The 26,052-nt window shown below is 46.7% G+C and carries 25 protein-coding genes and 1 tRNA gene; 5 read left to right on the top strand and 21 right to left on the bottom strand.

What is annotated here, in order from left to right:
* Window positions 1-145: 145 nt before the first annotated feature.
* The 18 genes from HMPREF9447_RS16545 to HMPREF9447_RS16465 form a co-directional block, all read right to left on the bottom strand.
* Window positions 146-880 carry a DUF3990 domain-containing protein gene (locus HMPREF9447_RS16545; protein ID WP_009130899.1) on the bottom strand — a complete coding sequence of 245 codons (735 nt, stop codon included), beginning with the start codon at window positions 878-880 and terminating at the stop codon, window positions 146-148.
* Window positions 874-1,149, bottom strand: a complete 276-nt coding sequence (locus tag HMPREF9447_RS16540; RefSeq protein WP_009130898.1) for a DUF3791 domain-containing protein — start codon at window positions 1,147-1,149, stop codon at window positions 874-876. The genes HMPREF9447_RS16545 and HMPREF9447_RS16540 overlap by 7 nt, the downstream gene beginning before the upstream one ends.
* 307 nt (window positions 1,150-1,456) lie before the next feature.
* On the bottom strand, window positions 1,457-3,712 hold the full coding sequence (locus HMPREF9447_RS16535; RefSeq protein WP_009130897.1) for a DUF4906 domain-containing protein: 2,256 nt from the start codon (window positions 3,710-3,712) through the stop codon (window positions 1,457-1,459).
* A complete protein-coding gene (locus HMPREF9447_RS28495; RefSeq protein WP_009130896.1) occupies window positions 3,699-3,983 on the bottom strand; it encodes a hypothetical protein in 285 nt (94 codons plus the stop codon). The genes HMPREF9447_RS16535 and HMPREF9447_RS28495 overlap by 14 nt, the downstream gene beginning before the upstream one ends.
* Window positions 3,984-4,133: 150 nt before the next feature.
* Complete coding sequence (locus tag HMPREF9447_RS16530) at window positions 4,134-5,684, bottom strand: ATP-binding protein (RefSeq protein WP_009130895.1); 1,551 nt, start codon at window positions 5,682-5,684, stop codon at window positions 4,134-4,136.
* 101 nt (window positions 5,685-5,785) lie between these two features.
* Complete coding sequence (locus HMPREF9447_RS16525) at window positions 5,786-8,122, bottom strand: DUF4906 domain-containing protein (RefSeq protein ID WP_009130894.1); 2,337 nt, start codon at window positions 8,120-8,122, stop codon at window positions 5,786-5,788.
* Window positions 8,123-8,135: 13 nt separating this feature from the next.
* Window positions 8,136-9,299 carry a DUF4906 domain-containing protein gene (locus HMPREF9447_RS16520; protein WP_244267634.1) on the bottom strand — a complete coding sequence of 388 codons (1,164 nt, stop codon included), beginning with the start codon at window positions 9,297-9,299 and terminating at the stop codon, window positions 8,136-8,138.
* A 21-nt stretch (window positions 9,300-9,320) separates the two neighbouring features.
* The gene (locus tag HMPREF9447_RS16515) at window positions 9,321-10,385 is read right to left on the bottom strand and encodes a fimbrillin family protein (protein ID WP_009130892.1); all 1,065 of its coding nucleotides are present in this window, start codon (window positions 10,383-10,385) and stop codon (window positions 9,321-9,323) included.
* A 23-nt stretch (window positions 10,386-10,408) separates the two neighbouring features.
* Complete coding sequence (locus HMPREF9447_RS16510; RefSeq protein WP_009130891.1) at window positions 10,409-11,368, bottom strand: fimbrillin family protein; 960 nt, start codon at window positions 11,366-11,368, stop codon at window positions 10,409-10,411.
* Window positions 11,369-11,403: 35 nt separating this feature from the next.
* Complete coding sequence (locus HMPREF9447_RS16505; protein ID WP_009130890.1) at window positions 11,404-12,267, bottom strand: hypothetical protein; 864 nt, start codon at window positions 12,265-12,267, stop codon at window positions 11,404-11,406.
* 36 nt (window positions 12,268-12,303) lie between these two features.
* Entirely contained in the window at window positions 12,304-13,155 is an 852-nt protein-coding gene (locus HMPREF9447_RS16500; RefSeq protein ID WP_009130889.1) for a fimbrillin family protein, read from the bottom strand.
* 58 nt (window positions 13,156-13,213) lie between these two features.
* Entirely contained in the window at window positions 13,214-14,269 is a 1,056-nt protein-coding gene (locus tag HMPREF9447_RS16495) for a fimbrillin family protein (RefSeq protein WP_009130888.1), read from the bottom strand.
* Between the two features lie 47 nt (window positions 14,270-14,316).
* On the bottom strand, window positions 14,317-15,327 hold the full coding sequence (locus HMPREF9447_RS16490) for a fimbrillin family protein (protein WP_009130887.1): 1,011 nt from the start codon (window positions 15,325-15,327) through the stop codon (window positions 14,317-14,319).
* Between the two features lie 33 nt (window positions 15,328-15,360).
* Window positions 15,361-16,344, bottom strand: a complete 984-nt coding sequence (locus tag HMPREF9447_RS16485) for a fimbrillin family protein (RefSeq protein WP_009130886.1) — start codon at window positions 16,342-16,344, stop codon at window positions 15,361-15,363.
* Between the two features lie 20 nt (window positions 16,345-16,364).
* Window positions 16,365-17,378, bottom strand: a complete 1,014-nt coding sequence (locus HMPREF9447_RS16480) for a fimbrillin family protein (protein ID WP_009130885.1) — start codon at window positions 17,376-17,378, stop codon at window positions 16,365-16,367.
* A 66-nt stretch (window positions 17,379-17,444) separates the two neighbouring features.
* Window positions 17,445-18,386 (bottom strand): fimbrillin family protein, encoded by a 942-nt coding sequence (locus HMPREF9447_RS16475; protein WP_009130884.1) that lies wholly within the window; start codon window positions 18,384-18,386, stop codon window positions 17,445-17,447.
* Window positions 18,383-18,757 (bottom strand): hypothetical protein, encoded by a 375-nt coding sequence (locus HMPREF9447_RS16470; protein WP_009130883.1) that lies wholly within the window; start codon window positions 18,755-18,757, stop codon window positions 18,383-18,385. The genes HMPREF9447_RS16475 and HMPREF9447_RS16470 overlap by 4 nt, the downstream gene beginning before the upstream one ends.
* A 374-nt stretch (window positions 18,758-19,131) precedes the next feature.
* Window positions 19,132-20,082 carry a tyrosine-type recombinase/integrase gene (locus tag HMPREF9447_RS16465; protein ID WP_009130882.1) on the bottom strand — a complete coding sequence of 317 codons (951 nt, stop codon included), beginning with the start codon at window positions 20,080-20,082 and terminating at the stop codon, window positions 19,132-19,134.
* Window positions 20,083-20,283: 201 nt separating this feature from the next.
* On the opposite strand from HMPREF9447_RS16465, the gene sppA reads away from it, so the two are divergent.
* The 5 genes from sppA (at window position 20,284) to HMPREF9447_RS16440 (ending at window position 25,228) form a co-directional block, all read left to right on the top strand.
* Window positions 20,284-22,053, top strand: coding sequence for a signal peptide peptidase SppA (sppA, locus tag HMPREF9447_RS16460; protein WP_009130881.1), 1,770 nt, complete (start codon window positions 20,284-20,286; stop codon window positions 22,051-22,053).
* A gap of 13 nt (window positions 22,054-22,066) precedes the next feature.
* Window positions 22,067-23,170 carry a tetraacyldisaccharide 4'-kinase gene (gene lpxK, locus HMPREF9447_RS16455; protein ID WP_009130880.1) on the top strand — a complete coding sequence of 368 codons (1,104 nt, stop codon included), beginning with the start codon at window positions 22,067-22,069 and terminating at the stop codon, window positions 23,168-23,170.
* Window positions 23,127-23,936 (top strand): purine-nucleoside phosphorylase, encoded by an 810-nt coding sequence (locus tag HMPREF9447_RS16450; protein ID WP_009130879.1) that lies wholly within the window; start codon window positions 23,127-23,129, stop codon window positions 23,934-23,936. Before lpxK ends, HMPREF9447_RS16450 begins: the two co-directional genes overlap by 44 nt.
* 2 nt (window positions 23,937-23,938) lie before the next feature.
* Entirely contained in the window at window positions 23,939-25,012 is a 1,074-nt protein-coding gene (gene thiL / locus HMPREF9447_RS16445; protein ID WP_009130878.1) for a thiamine-phosphate kinase, read from the top strand.
* Window positions 25,013-25,155: 143 nt separating this feature from the next.
* Window positions 25,156-25,228 (top strand) — tRNA-Phe (locus HMPREF9447_RS16440).
* 49 nt (window positions 25,229-25,277) lie between these two features.
* Here the strand turns inward: HMPREF9447_RS16440 and HMPREF9447_RS16435 are convergent.
* From HMPREF9447_RS16435 to HMPREF9447_RS29140, 3 genes are all read right to left on the bottom strand, one after another.
* Window positions 25,278-25,550: a zinc ribbon domain-containing protein gene (locus HMPREF9447_RS16435; RefSeq protein ID WP_044138293.1), complete on the bottom strand. Its 273-nt coding sequence runs from the start codon at window positions 25,548-25,550 to the stop codon at window positions 25,278-25,280.
* Between the two features lie 57 nt (window positions 25,551-25,607).
* Window positions 25,608-25,820 carry a VOC family protein gene (locus HMPREF9447_RS29145; protein WP_244267633.1) on the bottom strand — a complete coding sequence of 71 codons (213 nt, stop codon included), beginning with the start codon at window positions 25,818-25,820 and terminating at the stop codon, window positions 25,608-25,610.
* Window positions 25,821-25,882: 62 nt separating this feature from the next.
* The gene (locus tag HMPREF9447_RS29140) at window positions 25,883-26,047 is read right to left on the bottom strand and encodes a VOC family protein (RefSeq protein ID WP_009130875.1); all 165 of its coding nucleotides are present in this window, start codon (window positions 26,045-26,047) and stop codon (window positions 25,883-25,885) included.
* Window positions 26,048-26,052: the final 5 nt, after the last annotated feature.

Here is a 26,052-nt window from a genome sequence, read left to right as displayed (position 1 = left end):
TATGAACAGACCGTCTGTTTTTAATATATTTGCTGGAATAAATAAGGGGGAAAACAAACCGTCCCGCCTCATACAATTTTGTATATGGGGCGGGACGGAAAACTTTTTTCCTCAGAATACTAACATAACAAGATTTCAGGTGACCTCAACCTCCCTGCTTTCGTTGCAACTCAATCATAATTTCATCGGCCAGATAAGCTGCACTCATCAGATGCAAGTCCCCCCTCCGTTGCGAAAGATAGCGATACGTATCACTACTGTAAAAGACATCGAGCGCCTGTTCCTGAGAGATATTCAAGACAGATACAAGCCGTTCCACTATACCCAAATACTTGGCTTGCAATGCCGGGTCTGCATACGGTATCGGAGTTTCTGCCACACCAATCACCAAGCGGATTTTTTCAATAAAATGCAAATGACGATTGATTATCTCCTGATTAATAATGCAAATCTGATTATTCGGCTCCTGATGTACAAGTCTCGCCAATGCCTCCTCACGGGTATAGTCGCCCCGCAAATACAAATCAATCGTACGTACAACACGGTCATCCGCAATGCCACCCTCAATTAAATCGTACTCTTGCCACAAGGTACGCCCACTACGACAGGCAGTCACAAAGTCCAACCAAGCTGCATCATACGCAGTGAAATGCAGATAACGATACCCACCGTCCTCAACAATAGCATCCATATCCAAGTGATACACACTGAGCCAGGCGTCAGCATTATCACGTATTTCAGCCACACGTAAAGCCCAACGCTCCGCCTGAGAATAAATATCAGTCACATAGAATCCTACGCCAAAATCAAGACTCGGACGGCAAACTCCTGCCAACGGACTCTCTACCGGACAAATAGAGCCATGATATACGGTCAGCATTTTTCACCTCCTTCTTTCGTCAGATGGTGCGGTTGATACCCATCGGGCAACCACCGGGCATCGCGATAAAAAATGTATTCCAGCAAAGAGTCAACAATATATGTTTCCCCCTGCGTATGCAAAGTATCATAATATGGCTTCACGTAATGCTCCAACGCACCCGTTTCCTTCATTTTACGATACACATCCGAACCGCAACGTCTCAACCGGGCAGCCGTACTTTCAACGCAAAAGATAATAAACTCAAGCAATTTATCTTCTTCTTTCATTCTCTGTTTTTTTATGTTACATAGAATATTACTTGCTATATCTTTTTAAGTTAGCTTTATTTTAGGATTAAGGCTTATAGCATTATAAATATTCCGATGTAATAGTGTCGGAAATTCTATTTCGCCAACTTCTTTAAATTCAATCTCCTCCACGCGATGAGAAACTTTCTCCATTTTTCAATACCTTCTCACAAAGATACTAATTGTTTTCCGTTATTCCAGCATGTCAAAGAGCTATTTGTAAATCTTCCATTCCCTCCACATATCCGCAAATTCCTCAGTCAGCGAATAGAAAAAGGATGGAAAACTAAGGTTTCTTCTGAATATTATCTTGTACACATCTCACCGAAAAACCAAATTTCCAGTCGATGGGGTGTGTCACTGAGATTTGCTGATCCTGAATCTGATAAATCAGCATGCCACTTGTCGTCCTCGTTCCATGCTGTGAAGTCCACTGATAAACCGTATTATTCTTTTTATCCCGATAATTACCGTTCATTTCACGAAGCGAAACAGCGGGAAAGAATATGGACTTGTCTCCGTCCGGGCCTACGGAAGTTCCATAATAGATGAATCCTGAACCCACAAAGTCCGATTGCCGTATCGGGCTGCTTGCAATAGAAGTTATATCAGTTCCATTGTAATACATTACATTATTAAAGATGGGCATCTTCGATTCCAAAGATCCTGTAGTGCCGTCATTGGCTCCAAATCCCACCCACATGCAATATTTAAACGTACCGTCATCACTCAATATAGAAGAGATGTAGCCCGAAAGAGGCGACTGCGTGGTACCATTAGAAGGAACACGCCATCCCTTCGGACAAGGATCATAGATTGTTTTAGGACCATCTCCATTCCAGTTGTAAGATGAAGCAGGATATTCATTATTGGTACCCGTGCTAAATGTTAATGGTCGTTGTATAAGTTGATCTACTGTAGTCAGCTTTTGTTTAATAACATCCAGCGGTTCTCCCACTCCGTCATAAATGGTCTTCGTCTCTTTTGTCGTACCGTCCGCAGCAGCAAAGAAAGGGTCTTTCCGCCCACCCTGATATAGCAATCCAAGGGTGCGCCGACCGTCAATCTGATTATCTTGAATCCCCGCCTTGGTAGCTCCTAAGTTGCGGTCCATGATGACACATTTATAAAAGGCCCCAGCCGGATCTGTCCACGAAACACCCTGATATATTTGTACTGCTCCGCCCCGGGTGGAGTTTTGAGCTTCGGATATGGCCGTAGTCCGGCTTGAGTTATCTGTTATCTTACTTGCATCCACGCCAACCGGTAGATAATCGCTTATCCAGATATGCCAACTCCATATAGTCACACCCGAAGCATTCACGGCTTCTATCACCGCATTGCCCCCTTGTGTAACGGGAACTTTCACATGTACCAGAGCCTTGTCCTTATCCGCAATATCAGAGACATTCACCAAGTTCTTATGATTACTTTCATCGACCACATACCCCAACACCAGTTCACCGGAAGTTCCGGCATCCTTTGTCTGCCACAGAACCCGGACGTGGTCGATGGTTTTCTCTGTAGACAATGTTGTTCCATCGGTCAGATAAGTATTCCAACCATTTGTACCCGCTTCATGTTTATAGGGATTAAAACAGATATTCGTACCGGGGAGCATCATAAGACAGTTGCCGGTGGGCACAAGGTTTGTACTTACCACCGGTGTCTGATCCAGCAACTGGATACGGGCATCGCCACGATAATCGGCAGATTTGATATTCAGGGTCCAGTTGTAATCCTTATTTTCGTAGAGGTTGAAGTCCGTAGAATCATCGCCACCCAGATAGGCACGATAATAAAGGCGTTCCTGCCGGGTGGGATTATCCACTACCAGTTCCACATACGAAGCAGCAGTCGGGGCATTTTCCTTCGTACGGTAGCGGTCGGAAGTGGCGCTTGCAGAAATGCCGCGAACATTGGCTGGTAACCAAATTGTTTTTCCTCCTTTATTCAAATCCGTTGCGGATGTCAGGCGGTAAGGGTTGACGAACTCGACGATTGTAGTTGGATAAGTAATTCCCCACTCATTCTTTTCCGTGGTGGGGAGTAGACGGTAATCTTTGGGAACCTGGCAAAGCCTTACTTCTTTCAATTCATAGCCGGCATCCGTCATAGACTGACTGAAGGTCCAGTTCACCGTCAACTTGGTTGCCAGACGTTTCAAGCGAAGGCGGGTATCGTAAGCGCCCTCCGGACTTTGAAGGACATACTGCGTTGTGCCACCGGAGTTGTCCGATACCACGTTCACATGTTCCAGATGGAGCCAGTAAGGCATGGCATTCAAACTGCCGATTGAGGGGTCGATGGCTTCTATAATACTTGATGTAGCGATTGAATTCCGCACTTCATTTAATGATTTATTAGTTGCTATACTTGAGATGGCATTTCCACTTCCACGGGCGACAATCAGAAGCTGGCAGTCGTTCTTCGGATTCAGGTTGACTGTCAACGCTGTGCCCGGAGTGGTTTCAGTACCAAAAGTCTGCTTGGTTATATAATTGCCGCCCGAATCATATTGCAGAATTTCAAGATTGTACAAGTTGTCCGGTACAGCAGAGTTGGTGCTTCGTGTGTTGATGTTGGGCGTTGGGCTCGCCTCGAAGGAGGCAGTGCCTCCTTCGAGGCGAGCCCGGAACGGGAGTATAACTCCCCATTTCGTCGGCGAAGCCGAAAGACAGGGAAACAGGAACCAATCCGTCTTCATCTACAGACGGAGCCACGTCATCCACACGGTCTTCGCAACCCAACAAACCACCACAAAGGGCAATCAATCCCCAAAGCAGGGATAACTTCATTATTTGCACTTTCATATTCTTTATCATTTTATACTAATTATCTTATAATCAATTTCATATTTCAAAGCCGAAACGCCGAAAAACAAACCGTCCCGCCTCGTGGACCTTGCGGCACACAGGGCGGGACGGAAAACCTGAATTATCTTTATCTAATCAGAAGCAAGCCTATTCTTCCACAAGCCACTTCTCAATATTACGTGTCGTATTACTAAAGTTTACACCAATCTTGAACAAACGCCGAACATCCTGTTCAAAAGGGAGCGCATAGCGTTTTTCGTTTATCTGTTGCAAAGCCTCTTCAGCAGTGCCGTCCAGTTTAAACTCCATGATATAGATAAACTTGTCTGTCTGCAACACAAGGTCAATACGACCGTCTGAGGTGTGACGCTCCGCCTTGACATAGAACCCCAGCAGCTTATAAAGGATGAAAAGAACATTCTGATAGTGAAGTTCAAGCTCACTCACCAACTCGTAAGGGGTATCCGCAAAGAAACTCCGGAGACGCTTGAAGAAAGCATCGATATCACCAGCACGCAACTCTTTCACAAACCTTTGTATCTCAAAAGGAGCCTCTACCTTGTTGAAGCGGGTATAGAAGGGAATCAAGAACTTCATGAAGCCTTCTTCCACCTCCTTGTTCGGGAAGCCGAGACGATAAAGACCGAACTCCTTATCATAACCCTTTATGGTGAGATAACCACTCTGGAAAATGACAGGGATGGGATCTTCGTCACCATAGATACTATTCAGAACGTCAGCATCGGTCTCCACGTGTGCCATACGTCCCAAGTCATAATGGGTACGTTTCAATAATTCAACCAGATAAGTGGGCGTACCCGTCTCAAACCAATAGCTACCGAACTTCATCTTATAGAAAGTGTTCAGCACGCTGAAAGGATTATAGACGCCTTCGGAATCTTCTACGAAATGATAGCCATCATAACACTCTTTCAGTTCAGCAGCAGCTTGCTCATAAGTCATCTTTTGTGCAACGGCCAGCTCATGCAATTCTTCTTTCAGATTCTCATGTATTTCCCGCTCCGTCATTCCACAGATAGAGACGAACGGTTCGTACATAGAAATATCATTCAGATTATTCAAGTCACTGAACACACTTATCTTACCAAACTTCGTCACTCCCGTCAACAAAGCAAATTTGATGCAGCCATCCAGGGTTTTCAATACTCCGTAAAATGGTTTCAGTACTTCCCGAAATTGTTTTTGAAGCTCCTCATTTCCTATCGCCTGCAACATGGGTTTATCATACTCATCTACAAGAATGGCAACGCGTTGTCCCGTCTGCTCATAAGCCAAACGGATGACATGATAAAACCGTTCTTCAGGTGCACGGTCAGCATACGGACTGTTATAAGTTTGCTCCCAGATTTCAAGATTTTTATTCAATTCTTCATACAGAGAATTCTTATCTTCATAATTACGGGCATTCAAGTCCAGATGCAATACCGGATACTTTATCCAATCCTTTTCCAGCTTCTCCATCGCCAACCCGGTGAACAGTTCCTTCTTTCCCTGAAAATATGCTTCTAGGGTAGAGATTAGCAGACTCTTGCCGAAACGGCGCGGACGCCTCAGAAAGTAATAGCATCCGGTTTTCACCATTTGATAAATCAAAGCTGTTTTATCAATATAGAAATAGCCATCTCTCCGAAGACTTTCAAAATTCTGAATACCGATAGGATAAATCTTACTGCCCATATCTTTTTAGATTACGTACAGCAAAGTTACTAATTGTTTTCCGTTATTCCAGCATGTCAAAGAGCGAACTTATTCAAATTCTTTTGAATTATTTTTCATCACTAATCCGCCTTTTCCTGCACGCAACGAAGCGGAAGGGCATCAGATTGATATTTAGTTGGTATATCATAAGAATTGCTCGTATTGAACCACCCCGAATACGATTTATAAGCTTCAGAAACGACTTTACTCCTAGTTGCTATCGAACATAAATCTCCGATAAACTCAAATGTATCCATATACCTGCCATAACCTGTAAATCGAAAATAAGAAGAATACCCACCACTCAACTGTTGGAAATAAAGCAAATATCCACCGTCTTCATTCCTTGTTGCATAATTCTTTATATTATTATTAGGCAAAGCAGTGCCATCCTGACGTACAGCAGCTAAATCAACTCTGGATGCCACCCTCCATCCGGCAGGACATGGATCCCAAACCGGTTTATTGGTTTCATCCCACCCAGTGAATGATGAACTGCTGACATTTGTCCAGGCAGGCCCTACTCTATTTGCCGCATAAAACACAAGTGGTTGCTGGCAAGATGTTTGCAAACTTATAGTTCCCGATCTTCCATCGTTCACCACATACGTAATCCCATCCGCACCATAACGGTTCAACATTCCTTCGGGCGGTGTAGAAGAATTTTTATTGGTTATCGCACTAATCTTTTTAGTCGTATAACTACTTGGAAACGGGTCTTTACGCCCCCATTGATAATGGAAACCATTGGTTTTAGACATTTCCACAAACGAGGTCGGAGCTTCATCCACATATCCCGCCATAGCGCCCAAATTGCGATCCATCATCGGAAGCACATTTGCATTATTCAACGAGAAGAGCAATTTCCGTTTATTAACCGGTTCCAATACCTGTTCACTTCCGCTCGCATCCGGTTTATAATCCGTCACCCATACATGCCAACTCCAGACAATATTTCCCGTACCATCCGGTCCGTCATACGCCGCAATTACTCCGTTACCTCCGGTGGTATTGGCCGCCACACGGCAGTAGATACGGCATTGTCCCTTAGCATTGGCAGGAGTGACCTTTATATCACTCCCATCTGTTCTCTTGACATCTACAATGTTGATATGGTCAGCATTAGAATTGACTATTCCCATTACCGGATCACCCACATCACCGTTTTCACGGGTCTGCCAAAGTAACCTGACGGACTTGATACCCGTGGCACCACTGTACCAAGTAGTTAACTGGGTATTAGTTTGTTCCACACCATTTTGTTGAAATGCAAACGGATCAAAACAGAAAGCACCACCCGGCTCCACCATAAAGCAGTTGGCAGTAGGCACTAAATTATCATTATTCTCAGAAGCCGGAATCGGATCAATATACGTCACACGATTATCGTCCGTGGGAATACCGACATGGGCAAAGTTCACGGTATAAGCATAATCTTTATTACGATACATATTAAAATCAGTTGAAGTCCCTGAACCGATATAAACACGATAATCCAGTTTCTTCTTTATATCAGTATTATTCACTGCTACAAAATTGAAAAAGGTACTGCCCACAGGAGCATTTGCTTTGGTTCGTTGGGTCTCCGTAGTGGCAGCCGCACTTTCACCACGCACATTGGCAGGTACCCAACAAGAATAAGAACCATGCGCAGCGTCTGCGTCTGCAACAGGAACTTCCAATGTAGTAAACTGCGATACAATGGAAGGGAATGTGCCGTCACTTTCCGGCTTATCTACGATTGTATAATTCAACGGTACACTCTGAATCAATAATTGCTTCAACTTATAGTTCGTTACACTGTAATCCCACGTCACGGTCAGACGCGTGGCCAAACGCTTCAACAACAAGCGCGCATCATAGCTACCATCCAGACTTTGAATAACCGCTTTGCCCTCGACCGTAGCTACCTTTACGTGCTTCAAATGAAGCACATAAGGCATTGCGTTCATGCTATTTTCCTGCGAAGGGTCAATCGCATTTATTACAGATGAATTTACAATCATGCTTTGTACATCTCCTAATACTTTAGTTCCCAAAGAGGATACGGCAGGACCATTGCCACGTGCCACCAATACAAGTTGGCAATCGTTAGCCTCCTGCAAGGTGACTTCAAGGCTTTTGCCGATACCCACAGTTCCATAATCTTTCCCTGTCAAATGATTTCCGCTTGCATCATATTGCCGGATTTCAAGATTGTACAATTTGTCCGGCTTCGGAGCATCTGCCACCACCGTCCGGGTCTTCGGAGAATAAATGTAATCGTCCGTATCATCGGCAAATCCGATAGAAACGGAAACAGGCACTCCGTCTTCATTCATGGCAGTGCCGGAAGGGGCAGGGATATAGTCTTCGCAACTTGTCAGCTCTGCAAAGAGAATGACTGCTACACAAGAACGGTATATTATCTTTCTCATAACTCGTATCTTATTAAAAATCCACTACTTTATTTATCTCTTCCACCTTATCGAATACCACAACATTCCCATTAGTGATAGTGACGCGGACATCAGCACTGTTGGCACCGCTGATCTGAACAGTAATCGTATAGTGATAGCCACGCCGCACATTATAATCATTCACCAGATTACCACCTAAATACAAACGATAGCGGACAGAGATAGGACTGGTGCCCGTAGGATTGCCACCATCATAACTGTACCAATACGAGCCTATCAAATCAATATAGGTACATTTCGACAGGTCGCCTCCCGCCTCCGGTTTACCATCACTCCCCAACACAGGTGCCGTACCATCCGCTTTAGGTCCATAAGCATTGAGATTCTTTTCCTGAAAAGATTTGCCGCACCCCACTCCACGAAGATTTTCGGGCATGTAGAAAGTAGAAGTGCTATTCGAACTAAGACCATTAGGATCAGGATTAGTAGTATCCACAGCGTCAACCGGATACGTACCTGTCACTACACTCGTTGCCGGATAAGCGCCAGAAGATGTTCCGGCACGGCTTTCAATCGCAAATGAGGTAGGTAGGTTATAGGCCGTTATAGACTGGAGAGTAAATCGGGCGGGAGCAGTAACCTTATTCGTCCACTTCACATCGACCCAGCTATAGGCATAGCTCAAACCTGCCAGGAGGACAGCTTTGCCACTCGCATCAGTACCATTAAATTCCTGGTCGTCCGAAACCAGGTAATTCTGCTGACTCTTATAATTTGTATAATTGATTATAATGCCGTCCAAGTCAGCTTTCGTAGCATCACCTTTTTGGGAAAATGCAACCAACTGACTTTGGCCTTCACCGAAATTAGCGATAATACGAAAAGTTCCCTTGACATCCGAGAAGTTACCCGTTTCGACCTGCACAAGTGCTCCGCTATCTCCGAGATTACTGATTTTAGCGCTGCCATAACATACAGCATGCAACATCTTCCCGTCTGCACCAAACTGCACCACCCATACATCATTAATAGTAACAGCACCGATATTTCCAGCACGGGTATCCACAGACAAAGCGGGGGGCAAGCTCAGATAAATACTGACACCTCCACTCTCACTATCAACAGACTCCGAAGATTCGCAAGCCACAAGCAGAAAGATGGCAGCAACATAAAAAAGGGTTATTATCTTATTCATAAGCATACACTCTATTTTTGATTAATCTTTTCCCAAATCTTCACCTGTCAGACTGGAAGTGGTCCATTCACGAATAGCAAGCGTAAGGTCGGAAGGAACAATTGCACCGTAAAATGTCAGCGAAAAATCAAACTGATACGTCATACCGGGCAGCAAAGCCTTTTCAATGGTGGCGAAATAAGAATCTACAGAAGTTTTTGTTTGATTGCCATCCTTATAGTTCACCGTCAGGTTTACATCAAATTTCATTTTTTGGGTGCCAGCCACAGGCAATAGTACGCCAGGAACACTGACACGTGCATCCTTAACACTCCAATCCAAAGTATTATTTGAACCGAACTTTTCGAAAGTATAGGATGCGTCGGCAGCAGTGGCCGGCGCTTCCCAGGAAGTATTATTCAGTTTATAAACAAGATTCCCGGATAAGCCACTCACCTTGATGTAGTTCACAACCAGTGCCGTAGGGTCTACCGGCTGCATGCCGTTCCTTGCCTTCACAGTGGTTATTACCTGTGCTCCCATACGTGTGAAAGGTTTAGGCAAAGACACCAGCATGCTGTTGTCCCCCGTCTTGTCCGGTTGCACCACGATACCTTCCAGCTTGGTGTACATGAAGTCCTTGCCATTGCTCACTGTGAATGCCCCGGTGTTATCCAATTCCGGAACTTCGGTAGAAGAATTATAGGAGACCAGGTAAAGGTCGTACGTTCCACGGTACAAAGTCAAGTCTCCAGTAGCCTTGCCGGGTTTGGACGGAGTGGTCGCATCCGGCTGAACGGTATAGTTACGGCTATCCAGCGGAGAACCCAAATTCGTACTCCCTGCGGTGAAGGCATAGATACGGAACATCTTGCCAATGGCCATGTCTTCAGCGCCGGAGGCATCCGTATCACCGGCACGGGTCACCACCGTTGCGCCATACATATCGAATGTAAGCTGCACAGGCTCACCCTTATCCGGACCAACACCGGGATCGTCATCCGGCAGCATCGAGTTACCCGAACTGCATCCAGCCAGCAACACTCCCCAAAGCAACCCCGACAAAGCCAGAAGCCGGGAACAACATCTCAAAGCCCCATATTTCATAATTAATAATTCATAATTTATAATTAAATTCCGATTCCCGTATTCTGATTCGCATCACTCTTCCATGCGTCAATTTTCACATTCGTCAGACTTCCGCCCATCTTGTCCACCGTGATGAAATAGACATAGTGAAAGCCGGCTTTCCATTGTACGGCATTCACAACAGCCGTCTCAAAGCTACGGGCGGTGGTCGAACCGTCCGCCTCAGTAACCTCCACCGTAAGCCGGAACGAGAGACGTGTTTCGCTGGCACTCATGGGAGCCACCAAGGCACTCACGTTAGGATTACTTTGAAGGGTGCTGAGTTCTACTGAGCCTTCCAAAGTAATGGAATTGGTGGATGCAAGACCATTCAAGGCACCACTGGTAAGGTTCATGGTGCCGCTCATGCCGGTCTGCAAACGGTTGGTGCTACTAAGCAACTCTATCTTTTTCAGGGTCAGGGCCTCCTGCACATTGGCAGATTTAAGCACCCGGAAACTGACCTTGGCAAGCGCATGATTCATGGTGAATGTCACGGCACGGGAAGTGGCTAAAGCCGTCAGAGGAGTAGCATAGAGGTAATTGGTCTGACGGGAAGCGGTGAAATTATCCGCTACCACCTGCACGGGTACCGAATGGTTGCCGACGCCGGAGTTCGCCACAGACAAATCTGAAGGGAAAAAGGCATACAGACGGTCGGGGGTGGACGAGTTTGTCACCGTTATTTCGGGGGGAGCAACCGAGCTCCACGTTCCGTTCTGCAAGGTGTAGACCGATTGTGCGTTCCGGGTCAGGGCAGCATGGCTATAATCGGTAACGTAAACACCGATTTTATCCAACTGGGTAGCACCTAAGGCACGGGTAGCACTCGGGTCGGGCAAGTCCACCGAACGTAATTGCAACGCTCCCCCTGCAATGACAGGTTCGGACACAGGGGCATCGCCGCAGCCCCAGAGCATAAGGGCAAGCACAGGGGCGAACAAGATATACATAGGTTTCATATTCATCTTTTTTTCTTTCTTAGTTATATCAATGGTCAGGTCGCATTACCGGCATCCTCTTCACCATCGGTATCACCGAAGCCTGATTCCGTGGTAAATTCTTTCACCACCACACTGGTGAGAAGCAACTCGTCAGTAGCGGTAAACGTATACTGGTATTCGTATCCGGCCCGCAAAGTCAGACCAGAACCTTTCTCTACATAAGTCCTCGTGCCCAGAACGCTGGCCGATACACTGATAGTGTAGGCATTGGAAGCGGAAGGAGAAAAGATACCGGCATAGGTGTGGCGTCTCAGGGATTCGGAAGTTTTCAGCAAGCTGATGCTTTCAGCACTGCTGTTATTCCCGCTAGATAATCCTTTGCCCGCAACAGTGGCACTTGTAGCAGTGTTATCCGCTTTATAGATCACGACAACCGTGATTTTACAGGCTGCCGGGGCGAAGCTGAACCGGACGTAGTTTCCGGTGGAAGTAGCCACGGAAGACAGTTGATTGCTTTTCCAGAAGCCCGTAGGCGTACTCTGGTCGGCTTGTATATTGCTGAAATCGGGGGGAAAAGTCGCTGTGAAGGACTCGCTACCCGTAGTAGTCATCGGTGTGTCGGCATCGGAAGTCCAGTTACCGGCAGCAGTTCTCCGGTAATTGATACTTGTCCCCCCTTTGCTTATCTTGATTACATCACCGGTCACGAAGCTTCTCTTGTCATAGTCCGACGCATGGGAGTCCGACGCACGGGTATGGGGAGCGCCAATCCCGGCGGATACATCCAACGGCAGGGCAACACCCGCACTCTCTTGCGTGCACGATACGGAACAAACGGCCATCACGGACAGCAGTAGCAGGAACCGCAACCGGGAACACGCACATTTGCCATATATCAGATGGTTCTTTATCATCATTACTGGAGTCTTTATCATCATTACTATTCTAATTGTTTAAACGGGATCAAAGTCACCGTTATGCCTGCCCGATACCGTCCAGTCCTTGATTTCGGCCGGACCCACGGGAACAAGAGTATTATTCCGGAGTTTCAGCGTATAAGTATAGCTAGTGCCCTTTGCCATGGAACACTGCACGGCGGCCTTATAAGTGATGCCATAGCTATCGGTCACGGTAATTGCAATCTCCGTTTCCGTTGCACGCGGATAAATGACCGAGCACCAGATATATTCGGAAGCAGCCGGACGCAGCATATTGATGCTCTGCGTAACATTATCACCCGTACGCAATCCGGAGGCCTGCACCGTCATCCGGCTGAAAGCGGGCAAGGCATTCGCACCCGTGAACTTCAGCGTCAGCTTTGCATTTTCGTGCACAAAAGCATTGGAGCCGGTGAAGTTTACTTCAGCACCCGAAACGGGAACCTCGGGCGTGCGGAGATAGTTGCTTTTCAGAAAATCGGCAGGCTTCTCCTGGTTCGCCTGGATGCCATCGTAACCGATAGGGAAAGAAGCGCGGTAAACAACGGCGGGCAAAAAGCCAAGACCGTCGCCGGAGGCAGTCCAGGCATTGTCAGATCCAAGGGTGTATCCGGAGGAAGCAAGCAAGGTGGAGTTACGGCTACAGGTGACGTTGATCTGGTCGCTGGTCCTGAATGCGCCAAGGTCGTAGTCGCCGGATGACGCCGCCCGGGAGGCGGGGGAAACGGAAGCACCGATTTCAGCCGTAATGGTGAGAGGAGTGCCTTCGGCAACCACGAGGGTAGGTTGTTCGTCGCTACAGCCGGAACCCAGCAGCAGGAAACAGGAGGCCATATAAGGCAGGATGTTCAATGTCAGTTTATTCATTATCTCGTTGCGTCTGGTAGTTACTTTATTGAGTTATCAGAATACTTGGCTTGTTGGATTATTCAATCACGGGAGGTACGTTCTGTTCGCCCCCGTCTTGCTCCGTCCAACCTTTTATCGCTACGCTTTTCATGGTGATATCGTTCTTGTCGAGCAATAGATGATAGGTATAGCAGTGGCCTTTCTTCCATTCGGAATTGAACAGGGTGGCATTGGAAGCAGTCAGGGTACGGTCGTTTGTAGAAGTGCCCTTTTGTCCCAGTACCAGGTTCAATGCCACCGGGCTGGTGGTGGCAGGTTTGGGGGCGGTCAGTCCGTAGACCACAGGTTTGGGATCACCGATGTTACCGGGCAGGCAGGAAGTTCCTGTAGTGGCGGTAAAGGTAATCGTGGCAGTCTGGGCAACGGCGAGCGTACCATCGGCAAGCGTCATGGTACCGCTTGCTGCGGCACGGAAAACAGTTATGCCGGTGCCGGTGGTCAGGCTGATGCTTTTTACCCGGTCATAATCACTATCAGGAACACGGCCCGCCTTGTATTCAATGGTGAAGACAAGTTGGACAAGGGCGTGCTGCAGGTATATGGCAGGATTGCTGGCACTGCGGTGCACTGTGATGGCAGTGGCATCACCCACTGCCTGGTTTGCCGAGCCGTAGAGATAATCGGTCTGCGAACAGGCAGTAGTACTCCCTCCATCGAATGTCTGGGCGGCGGGCAGGATAATGGGGACCGTGCGGGTATTTCCGACCTCCGTGGGGATGGAATTATCAGCAACCGGATACCAGGCATAAAGCCGCGCCTGCTCCGTGCGGAGATTCACAGAAGGGGTTCCGGTCCAACTATTTCCATTCTCTGTGCTGAAAATGGAAAAAGCGGAAGCGGCATAAGCCGTATGGCCGTCGGAACGGGTGAGATAGACACCGATACGGTTCACCTGCCCGTCCGCAGTGCCCGTTTCACTCACGATGGAACGGGTGAGGGAGCCGGAGACAGGGGTGAAAGAAGGCTGCAAAGGGACAGGAATGTCCAAGTCACTGACACAGCCACTATCTGAGCAACCGCCTGCAAGCAAGAGGGCACAGAAGACGGGAAGGTAAACTATAAAGGATCTCATACTTACAAAATTTATATTATTATTCAAAAGCTTACACCTGCACAGTCTTATTGGATTGTCAAATCACCACCGGCAACTCCCACCCACTGGGCAATCGTAACACTACTTATGGTAAGTTCCGTACCGCTCAATTTCACTGAATAAAGGTGATTCTTACCGGCAAGCCACTTACCGCTATTATCGGTAGGAGGGGTCAGGTTTACCGAATAGTCAGCCCCGTCAATGGTGAAAACCGCTTGGATATTACCAGTTCCGATACTGGCAGAGGTAGGTAATACCAGGATGCTGAACCTTTTGGCATTGGCATCAGCAGTACCTAATGTATAACCGCTACTAATGGCGCGGGTATAGGTTGCATCCTGCGCGGCACCTTCCGTGATAGTACCGTTAGTGATATTCATTTTAGGAGAAGTGCCTTTACTCAAGGTGGTGCCAACTGCATTGATATCTTTCATCACTATCTTAGTTAAGTTGCCCGCGCCTTTATAGTCCGCAGCTTTGTAGACACGGAAACTTACCATGGAAAGGGCATGGTTCATGTTAAGTGTCACACCGTTATTTACCTTGTTGGATACATTCGGCACTGACGTGGCATACATGCAATCCACTTCGCCATCGGCAGCAGCTATGGGAGTACCGCTTGAAGCATTATCCTGAGAAGTGATAGTGGTGGATTCGGTTCCTTCCAACAAGGTAATGGGAATGGTAAAGTCTGCGCCATACTTATTGGTTGTGGGGTAATAAGCATAAATAGTGGCAGGTTTGCCTGTCAGGAAAATCTTATCAGCCCCGGTATTACTCCAACCGGAGTTGTTCGCATATACCGCGTAATTATTAGAAGCCGCATAATCATCCCCCGTAGCATACACCGCGATGGAAGTGCCATTACTGAAAGCAGTGCCATCCACTACACCACGAGTCAGCACCACTCTGGGTGAGATTTGTAATTCCACCGGTTCATTATTATCAGTAGTTCCGGTGTGTTGGTCATCGCTGCACCCGGCAGCAAGCAGCAGACCGGAAAGAAAAGCGAGATTAATGAGTTGTTTGGTTTTCATTGTTATTTCTTATCTATATAATTCATAAATTAATCAAGGTACTAATTCCAGATCATCATCCACATTCACTAACTCCCAGGGGGTAGCCGTCACAGACAGGACGCCCAGAAAAGTATCGGAGATATAGAAAGTGATTTCATGGGACATGCCGGGCAACAGTTTCCCACTGGAAGCGGCATTATCAGAGAACACAATCGGGATATTGTCGAAAGCACCAATTGACGTTTCAACATTCAATGTATAGTTATGCTCCGGCGATAGAGGCGGTAATAGTAAATCGCCCAATGCCACGGTAGTTCCACCGGCAGGCACGTCTTTGCCTGCACCGCCATCTCCGGGATGCAGGGTAAGTCCTGCCGTCCCCCTGAAAGACGGTTCACCTGTGGACAAGGGCACAGTGACTTCCGTCAATGCCTCATTCACCTTTACAGCCGTAATTTTTACCGACATACCATCTGCCTGACGCTTGCGTGCCTTGAACTGCAAGCGGGTGAGCAGATGGGCAAATTCCAACGGCTTGTCGCGCCCGGAATTCCCATTACCAGAGAAACGGTCTCCCTCCCACTTGTTACCACGGATTTCCGGGGCATACAGCAAGTCTTCCTTGCCGATCAAGGTATAAGAGACGTTTCCGCTATTATCAGGAACTGCCACCGGAGAGACTGAAACGGCATACAGCCAGGCACCCGTTTCGGGATAAACCGGCTCTACACTGCCCGATTGAAGTTGCCAAGAGACGCTGCCGTCTGTATCCACGCCTACTTCATGGCTGCTTTCATATAAGGCAGAAAGCGAATAATCCCCCTGTTTCATGGAGAGTACCACCGTGGCATCAAAAGCCGATTCCGGAAGATTGTCAGCACGGGTGGCAGAAGTATGCAACAAAGCAGTGCCTCCCGCACTGAATTCCAAAGGAACCGTAGTTTCCACAGGAAGGGAAACGTCGGAGGAACAGGATACGAGAAAAGCCGCGAAGGCAGAAAAGGCGAAACGGAACAAACGGTAAATGCGTCTCATCGGTTAGTTAGTTATATGTTTTATAATTCAGCACTGCCTGAAGTACCCTGTTCCCAAGGTTTCACAGTAGCGGTGGTCTTTATCGTTACAGCACCCTCAGCACTGGCAGGTTCCTGGATGGTAAGCGTAACCAGGTGGGATTTACCCTCCTCGCGGGCAAGGTCGGAGCCACCGGCAGCAGTGACACGAACGTTGTTGAAAATCTTCTCGGCACCGTCCACGGTAATCACTACATTCAGTATCACCTCGGTATAGGGGTTGATCATAAACGCCTCGCCCACAGCCGTAGCTGTTTCTGCAATGGCAGCTTCCGAAATGCCGGGTACTTTAAGGGTTACAGCAGTGCTCCAGCTTACCTCGCCGTTAGCCACATTGACAGATTGGGGAACGGAAGCCTGCTGCACGGCAATACTCTTCAACGCTACTTTCTTGCCTTGCCATTCGCCACCGCCGGCGGTACGCTTCAAACCGATGGCAAAGTTGAGCTGGGTAGTCTTGTGGACGAACGCCAGATTATATTTGGAAGTTCCTGCAGCATTACCGGCATCTTGCGCGTTACCGACAGCCACCGTTTCGGCCCACATCACATCCTGGGTACCGTCTTCTTGGGTGAAAGCGACAGAAGAGCCGGCATCGGAAACCTTACCCGCAGGGGATACCCCGGCGATGAAAGAATTGATACCGTCACTCAATGAATAATAAAGTAACTGGTTCAAGGAAATATCATTGGCAGGAGTAGCAGCCACAGTGAAGGAGGCGGCAGAGATGCTGGCACGGCTCTTCAATTGACCGCCCTCTATTACATTCTTGTCTACCTTGACGAATTTGCTCCAATCGGCATCGTCGCACATCAGCAAAGTTGCGCTCACGTTCACACCGTCAGAGGCCACAGCACGCGACACAGCATTCACTTGTTGGCCCAGTTGGATGGCCACCGCATTCACAGGAGTTTCAGGAAAAGTGATCTGTTCATTTTCAGTGCATCCAGCCGAGATCAATAAGGTCAGTAATGCCACGCTCATTTTTGTTTTCATATTCAAGTCTTAATTAAATGATTAATAAATTATTTGTTCTTTCTATATATATATTATTTTTACTATTTACTTCGCATCGCCGGAAGTATCCCATCCCGGAATATGACCGCTACCCGAATCACCCGCCTGCCAAGAGACAACGGTGGTGGTGACCTTAACGGGTAAAGGATCAGCCTGCGTCGGTGAGGGAAGTTCCACCTTCACTGTATAGGCAGCACCACCTTCACCACCACCGCCTTCGAAACTGACAGCCAGATCGTGGTAGGCAAGGTCATGGGAACGGTCGTCGTCAACGGAAAGCACCATATCCAGCGTAAATTCAGCCTGCGGCTGTACAAGCACATAGCCGGGCAGTTGAAGGACACCCTCTACGAATGGAAGGCCCTCGGAATCATCCGGAGTGGAATGGATAGTGACAGGGACGGTGGATTCCCCATAAGACAAGGAACCGGTGGTCAACGTCAGCGTGACCTGCCCGGCAAGCCCATTAAGTTGCAGGGAACGGACACGCAGGGAAGGAACATCGTCACCTTCGAGATGGATGATGAAGCTCAATTTCGTAAGCAGATGGCCGTAAATCAGTTGCTTGTTACCGGCAGGTGTGAAAGGGGAAGAAAGCGAGCCGTTCTGCTCGTCACTGAGCAAAAGGTCTTCATCTCCGGTAAGGGTATAGGAAAGGGTACCGTCGGCAGACATAGGGGCAGGCGGATAATAACCGCGCAGGTAAACACCACTACCGTCTTCAGGGTAATAGCGCACAGGAGTGAGGGTGATTTCATCGGCGGTGGCGATGCCCTCCCAAGTCTGGGTATATGCACCGGAGGATATGCCGCAGGCAATACACACAGGGGTAGCATGGAAGACATCCACAGCAGAACGGGTCAAGATACCGGTATAAAGACGAATGGCAACAGGATCGGCAGGAGTGTCGCGCTTGGAACAGGAGCTAACCAGTAGAAACAGGAGCAACCCGATGCTATATATATATTGTATTTTTCTGTTCATCATAGATCAATTAACTTAATTTCAGACAAATAGAGGCGGGTCATTTGGTTAATGACCCCCAAACGATGAGCAGCAGCACGGTATTGATGATACATCTTCTCCTTAGTGGGAAAATTGCAATTCAGATGTTCATCGAGAGCTTCCAGTATATCGAGTAGGGATACATCTATATAAGAACGGGGTAGCTCATATGAAGAGAGAAGTTCAGAAGTCGGGAGTTCTTTACGTCGGATCAAACCACCTGACTCTAACTTAGTAAGGAGGTCGATTAACTCCTGCGGCGCAATTGTTAGTTGTGCTGTACGATAAGGCTTGCCACCGGCATGAATGTCGTATAATACGGCAATAGCTGTTTGTGTCAATTGTGTGAGCATAATTGTTCTTTTTAACCGTTACTTCGTAAGTAACGGAAGCACGCAAATACGGAAAATATAAGGCGTTATAGGAACACGGCGGGCATCTTAAGTTGAAATCACGTGAGAATAGAGCGTAGAATAGACGGGTCCATGTAGAAGGGAAAACGTGGATAGGGAGAATGCTGTGTGTTCTCATAGCCGGAGAGGCAGTAATATGTCGATTTGTTGTTTGTCTTGGTTATTGGAGCCGTGTTTTCAGTTAAATATTATTCAAAATTATTTTTTATAATTTGTTTTTATCAAATTTTTAATATCTTTGCAGCAAGATTACGTTTCCGTTACTTACGAAGTAATGCACTCTGCATTCCGTTACTTACGAAGTAATAGAAAACTCAAGCCCTACTCCACACATTTTTATTTCCGGTAGATATGTAATCAATTATTATCCGATTTGCTTTTTCGAGTTCATCTCCTCCGAAACTTTTCAGATATGTACGGGTGACTTCTAATGAAGAATGTCCTAATCCCTCGGAAATGACTTCCTCCGGTACCTGACAGTACTTGGCAAGCGTGGCCCACGTATGGCGGGCGGTATATGAACTGACTTTTATACCTTCTACCCCACACAATGCAGGAAGTTTGGATAGTTGCAGATTCAAATCGCGAAGTTTCCTTTGATATTCTTCGAAAGCCGCTTTTTCAGAGCAAGTACTACTCAGAATATTCAGAAGATAAGGTGAAGCCGCTTCACGATTACGATAGCGTTCAATCAGCTCCATCGCTTCGGGAACTACTTTCACACAGAGTTCCGTGCCCGTCTTCTGACGGTGGCACGTCAGCAAAGTCCCATTCAAATCACTCTTATGAAGATGTGCCAGATCGGTATAAGGCATTCCTTGCAGGAGCACCATCAACGAAAGAATATCCTGTGCCTGACGCACCTTGGTAGGAAGTTGTTCTGCTTCGGGAGCATGCACCAACTTTTTCATCTGTGAGGCCGTAACAGCCAGTTTCTTCTCCGAAGCAACTCCTGTTTTCAGCTTTGCAAACAGACGAAATTCACCTTTCACCAACCCGAGATCTACTGCCCGATTATACACCGCACGCAAGGCACGAATGTAAGTGGAGATAGTGTTATAACTCTTTTGCTGCCCTTCCATATAAGTCTGGAAATGCCGCAAAGCCTGTCTGCTGAGTCCTCCCCAGAAGATTTCGCCACCTCCTACGGATTGCGTAAATGCCCGTAAGGCATACTTGTAGATGTTAGCAGTGGCAAAACGTCCCTCTTGCTGCAACCCTACAATGACTTCGTTCACGAAGCCAGTCAAACTGTTTTGTTTCATAATCAATAGTATTACAAATAAAAAAGCACTACACGAACAGTGTCGTGTAGTGCTATGCTTAAAACGACACAAAGATAACAATGTTTTTGTGATAGACAGTGTGACAAAATGAAAAACCTTGCGACAGATAGGGTAAATATCAACTCAATTATTTATCTTTGTTAGCTTTTATAAGTTAGCATACAAAAAACAATAAATGCAATGAAAGATTTTTTTAAATTTACGCTGGCCACCATTACCGGTATAATCGTGTCAAGCGTCGTGTTGTTTTTCGTCAGTATCCTGATACTATTTAGTATGCTGTCCACCTCAGAATCTGAGACACAAGTACGTAAGAACTCTGTGATGATGCTCGACCTGAGAGGCATGCTCTCTGAACGCAGCCAGGACAATCCGTTTGACATCTTCCTGAGTGAAGATGAAACAACGTACGGATTAGATGACGTTCTTTCGTCTATCCAAAAGGCTAAGGAGAATGAAAATATCAAGGGCATTTACCTGCAAGCCGGAGCCATGGGCATAGGATTTGCTTCACTGGAAGAAATTCGTAAAGCACTGGCTGACTTCAAAACCAGTGGTAAGTTTATAGTAGCTTATGGCGACCAATATACACAACGCCTGTATTATTTAGCAAGTGTGGCCGACAAGGTGCTACTAAATCCCCAAGGTTCAATCGGTTGGTATGGTCTGGCTTCTACCCCGACTTTCTATAAAGATTTGCTGGATAAAATCGGTGTTGAAATGCAGGTGTTCAAAGTGGGGACTTACAAATCGGCAGTTGAACCGTTCATCTCTACAGAAATGAGTCCCGCTAACCGTGAACAGGTAACTGTATTCCTGAATGGTATCTGGGGACAGATGGTGAGCGATGTTTCCGAATCAAGAGGCGTGAGCAAAGAAAAGCTGAATGAAGCTGCGGACAAGATGCTGATGTTCTATCCGGCGAAAGAGAGCTTGGAATACGGACTTGCTGACACATTAATATATAAGAATGATGTACGCAATTATCTGAAAACTATGATCGGCATTGATAAGGATGACCGCATGCCGGTGCTGAGCCTGAAAGATATGATAAATGTAAAGAAGAACGTTCCGAAGGATAAAAGCGGAAATATCGTTGCCGTATATTATGCATACGGAGCCATCGATGGCGGCAGTTCTCGTGCAGGTGCCGAAGAGGGAATCAATTCTGAAAAGGTAATCCGCGACTTACGTAAGTTGAAAGACGATAAAGACGTGAAAGCTGTAGTGCTGCGCGTGAATTCTCCGGGCGGCAGTGCTTTCGGTTCGGAACAAATCTGGTATGCAGTGACCGAACTGAAGAAAGAAAAACCGGTGATTGTCTCTATGGGTGATTATGCTGCTTCAGGCGGTTACTACATTTCTTGTAATGCAGACAGCATTGTGGCCGACCCGACTACTCTGACAGGATCTATCGGTATCTTCGGCATGTTCCCCAATGTGAAGGGGTTGACAGATAAAATCGGACTTTCATTCGATGCAGTGAAGACAAATACTTATGCTGACTTCGGAATGATAGGACGTCCGCTGAACGACGGTGAAAAGGCTTTGATGCAGAATATGGTGAACGAGGGTTATGAACTGTTCGTGAAACGTTGTGCAGAGGGTCGTGGTATGACTACGGATGAAATCAAGAAAATTGCAGAAGGTCGTGTATGGACAGGTGCCAAAGCCAAAGAACTGGGCTTAGTGGACGAACTGGGCGGACTGGACAAAGCACTGGAAATGGCTATCGGAAAAGCAGGACTGGAAGCTTATACCGTGATGTCTTATCCGGGCAAGAAGAGTTTCTTTGAAACGCTGATGGATACGAATCCGGGTGGATATATCCAATCTCATCTGCTGAAAGGCAAAGTTGGCGAACTCTATAATCAATTTGACTGGCTGAACAATTTTGAAAATTGCGATAAGATTCAGGCACGTGTTCCGTTTGAGTTGAACATCAATTAAAAGAAAGGAGTGGATGGAAGAACCGCTAGTTAAGATACACTATTGGCTATACCCCGTCTCGTGGCTTTACGGGATGGGGGTACGCCTACGAAACAAACTCTTTGATTGGGGATACTACCGGTCAAAGAGTTTTGACGTACCTGTGGTATGCGTCGGAAACCTCGCCGTGGGCGGAACGGGCAAGACGCCACACACGGAGTATCTTATCAAGCTGTTGCAACAAACAGGAGCGAACGTCGCCATGCTGAGCCGGGGTTACAAACGGAAAAGTAAGGGATATGTGCTGGCCACGGAGGAAACAAGTGTAAAGCGCATCGGTGACGAGCCTTATCAGATAAAAACTAAATTTCCCGGCATACGGGTGGCTGTAGATGAAAATCGTTGCCACGGCATCGAACAATTGATGAAGCTGGAAAATCCTAAAGTGGATGTGGTATTGCTGGATGATGCCTTTCAACATCGCTACGTGAAAGCGGGACTGAACATATTGCTGACGGATTTCCACAGACTGTTCTCAGACGACACCCTGCTTCCGGCAGGGCGGCTACGTGAACCGGAAGATGGAAAGAACCGGGCACATATCGTAATCGTGACGAAATGCCCGGAGGACATCAAACCGATAGATTTCAATATCATCACGAAAAGGCTGAAGCTATATCCGTATCAGCAGCTTTATTTTTCATCGTTCAGGTATGGTGCACTGACTCCGCTCTTCGGAGAGAAACGACGGGCACTTGCTTCACTCGGAAAAGATGAACAGGTGTTGCTGGTGACAGGAATTGCCTCGCCTGCCACATTGGTGGAGAAACTGAAAGCACATACGCCCCACGTGGATTTATGCCAGTTTGACGATCATCACGATTTCAGCAATAAAGATCTGCAAGTGATAAAGGAACGCTTTGAACATCTGGAAGGAGAAAAAAAGCTCATTGTCACCACAGAAAAGGATGCGACAAGGCTGCAACATCATCCGGCACTGGCCGAAGCGCTGAAACCGTACTTGTACGTTTTGCCGATAGAGATAGAATTTTTACAAAATCAACAACATATATTTAACCAAAATATTATTGGCTATGTTAGAGCTCATTCAAGAAACAGCGGCTTACCTGAAAGGTAAGATGCACACACAACCAGAGACAGCGATTATCCTCGGAACCGGTTTAGGCAGCCTTGCCACTGAAATCACCGAGAAGTACGAAATAAAGTATGAGGAAATACCCAACTTCCCCGTATCGACGGTGGAAGGACACAGCGGAAAGCTGATATTCGGTAAGCTGGGCAACAAGGATATTATGGCAATGCAAGGCCGTTTCCATTACTATGAAGGTTACTCGATGAAGGAAGTGACGTTCCCCGTACGTGTGATGCGTGAGTTAGGCATCAAGACCCTGTTCGTTTCCAATGCGAGCGGCGCCACGAATCCTGATTTTGAAATCGGCGACCTGATGATTATTACAGACCACATCAACTACTTCCCGGAACATCCGTTGCGTGGCAAGAATATCCCGTACGGACCACGTTTCCCGGATATGAGTGAAGCGTACAATAAAGAACTGATTCGCAAGGCTGATGCAATTGCTGCGGAGAAGGGTATCAAAGTGCAACATGGCGTGTACGTCGGCACACAAGGTCCGACGTTTGAAACTCCGGCTGAATACAAATTATTCCATATCTTCGGAGCGGATGCAGTGGGCATGTCTACAGTGCCGGAAGTGATTGTGGCGAACCATTGTGGAATCAAAGTGTTTGGTATTTCTGTAATCACCGACCTCGGTGTGGAAGGCAAAATTGTGGAAGTGACGCACGAAGAAGTGCAGAAAGCTGCCGATGCTGCCCAGCCGAAAATGACGGAGATTATGAGAGAATTGATAAACAGAGCGTAATCATGAGAACAGAAATTGCAAGCCTCGGTGAATTTGGCCTCATACGCCGACTGACCGAAGGCATTGAACTGAAAAATGAATCGAGCCGGTATGGTGTAGGCGATGATGCCGCCGTACTCTCCTACCCTGCCGAAAAGCAAGTGCTGATTACCACAGACTTGCTGATGGAAGGTGTACATTTTGATTTAGTTTATGTCCCGCTGAAACATCTGGGTTATAAAGCTGCTGTCGTGAACTTCTCCGATATCTATGCCATGAACGGCACGCCGAAGCAGATAACGGTTTCCCTGGCCTTGTCCAAACGTTTCTCTGTAGAAGATATAGAGGAATTGTATGCCGGTATCCGTCTGGCATGTGAGGAATATAATGTAGACATCGTAGGTGGAGACACTTCTTCTTCACTCACAGGGCTGACAATCAGCATTACTTGTATTGGCGAAGCGGACAAAGATAAAGTAGTTTACCGGAATGGCGCCAAAGAGACAGACTTGGTTTGTGTGACCGGTGACTTGGGCGCAGCATACATGGGGTTGCAATTATTGGAGCGGGAGAAGATTGCTCTCAAAGGCAATACCGAGTTACAGCCTGATTTTTCCGGAAAAGAATATCTTCTGGAACGCCAATTGAAACCGGAAGCTCGTCGTGATATTATTGAAAAGCTGGCAGAAGAGGGCATTCAGCCTACTTCCATGATGGATATTTCCGATGGTTTATCTTCTGAATTGCTGCATATCTGTACGCAAAGCAAGGTGGGTTGCCGTGTTTATGAGGAGCATATTCCCATTGATTACCAGACGGCTGTCATGGCGGAAGAATTCAATATGAATCTAACCACTTGTGCTCTGAATGGTGGTGAGGATTACGAATTGTTGTTCACCGTCCCCATCGCCGACCATGAGAAGATTTCAGAGATGGAGGGTGTAAAGCTTATCGGGCATATCACCAAACCGGAGTTAGGTTGTGCGTTAATTACCCGCGACGGTCAGGAGTTTGAACTGAAAGCACAAGGCTGGAATCCCCTGAAAGGGGAAACATCCGAAGAGGAAAAAACAGACGAAAACGGAGAAACAGAGTAGGAATCAACTTTTTCTCTCTTTTTTTCTTAAAAGATAAACGCTGATACTTAGCCACATAGGCATTTATCAGCGTTTTTTATTTTCAAAGCTCTTGCATAGTCCAAAACTTTCACTACCTTTGCAACCGCAAAAGAGAAAAATAGGGTGCCATAGCTCAGTTGGTAGAGCAAAGGACTGAAAATCCTTGTGTCCCCGGTTCGATTCCTGGTGGCACCACTTTCAACAGAAAAAACGTTGTAAATAGATTATTTACAACGTTTTTTGTTTATATATTCTTCCACCTTTTCAGTTCAGGGAAAAAGCTTCTCATCTTATTTAAAGCTTCCTGTTCACTAAAGTTAGGATCATCCTTGAAGATTTCTTTCATATGCACCAAACTAACATCAATCATCTCTTCCATACTGATATCCGAAGTGAAAGCTCCGCCCTTGTAGCAGTAAATGCAATAATCGTGTATGAGGGAACCATCCTTGTTCGTTGCTACCTCTTCTTTCTTAGTCAGCGACATGCCACAACTTTGACAATACATATTTTCCATAATCATTCTATTTGTGGTTAAGCTTCAGTTATACATCTATTTAATGATTGCTATGAACTATCCCATATGCTGACGCGCACAATTTAGCAGCCAGTTAACACCAAACTTATCTGTGAACATCCCGAAATAATCGCCCCAATGGGCTACACTCATAGGCATCATCACTTGCCCATCTGCCGACAATCCGGCAAACAGCCGGTCGGCTTCTTCTTTATTGACAGCTTCGATATAAATAGAGAAGTTATTGCCAAAAACAGTTCTCTCAGCCATATAACCCGTGACATCTGCACCCATCAGAAAAGTGTCCTCATTTACAGGCAGACAGATATTTTCTATTTTGCCTTTTCATTTTCGGAGATGGCAGGCATGCCACCTTGCGGAGGAATATCTCCATATCTGCCTATAAAAGTAAACTCTGTTCCGAATGCTGATTTGTAGAAATTGAAAGCTTCTTCACAATTACCATTGAAAAGGAGGGAAAGGTTAATTTTCGCCATATCTT

The sequence above is a fragment of the Bacteroides oleiciplenus YIT 12058 genome, assembly GCF_000315485.1.
GTDB lineage: Bacteria > Bacteroidota > Bacteroidia > Bacteroidales > Bacteroidaceae > Bacteroides > Bacteroides oleiciplenus.
Note: the sequence above shows the minus strand (reverse complement) of the source record. Positions and strands in the feature narration are given on the sequence as shown.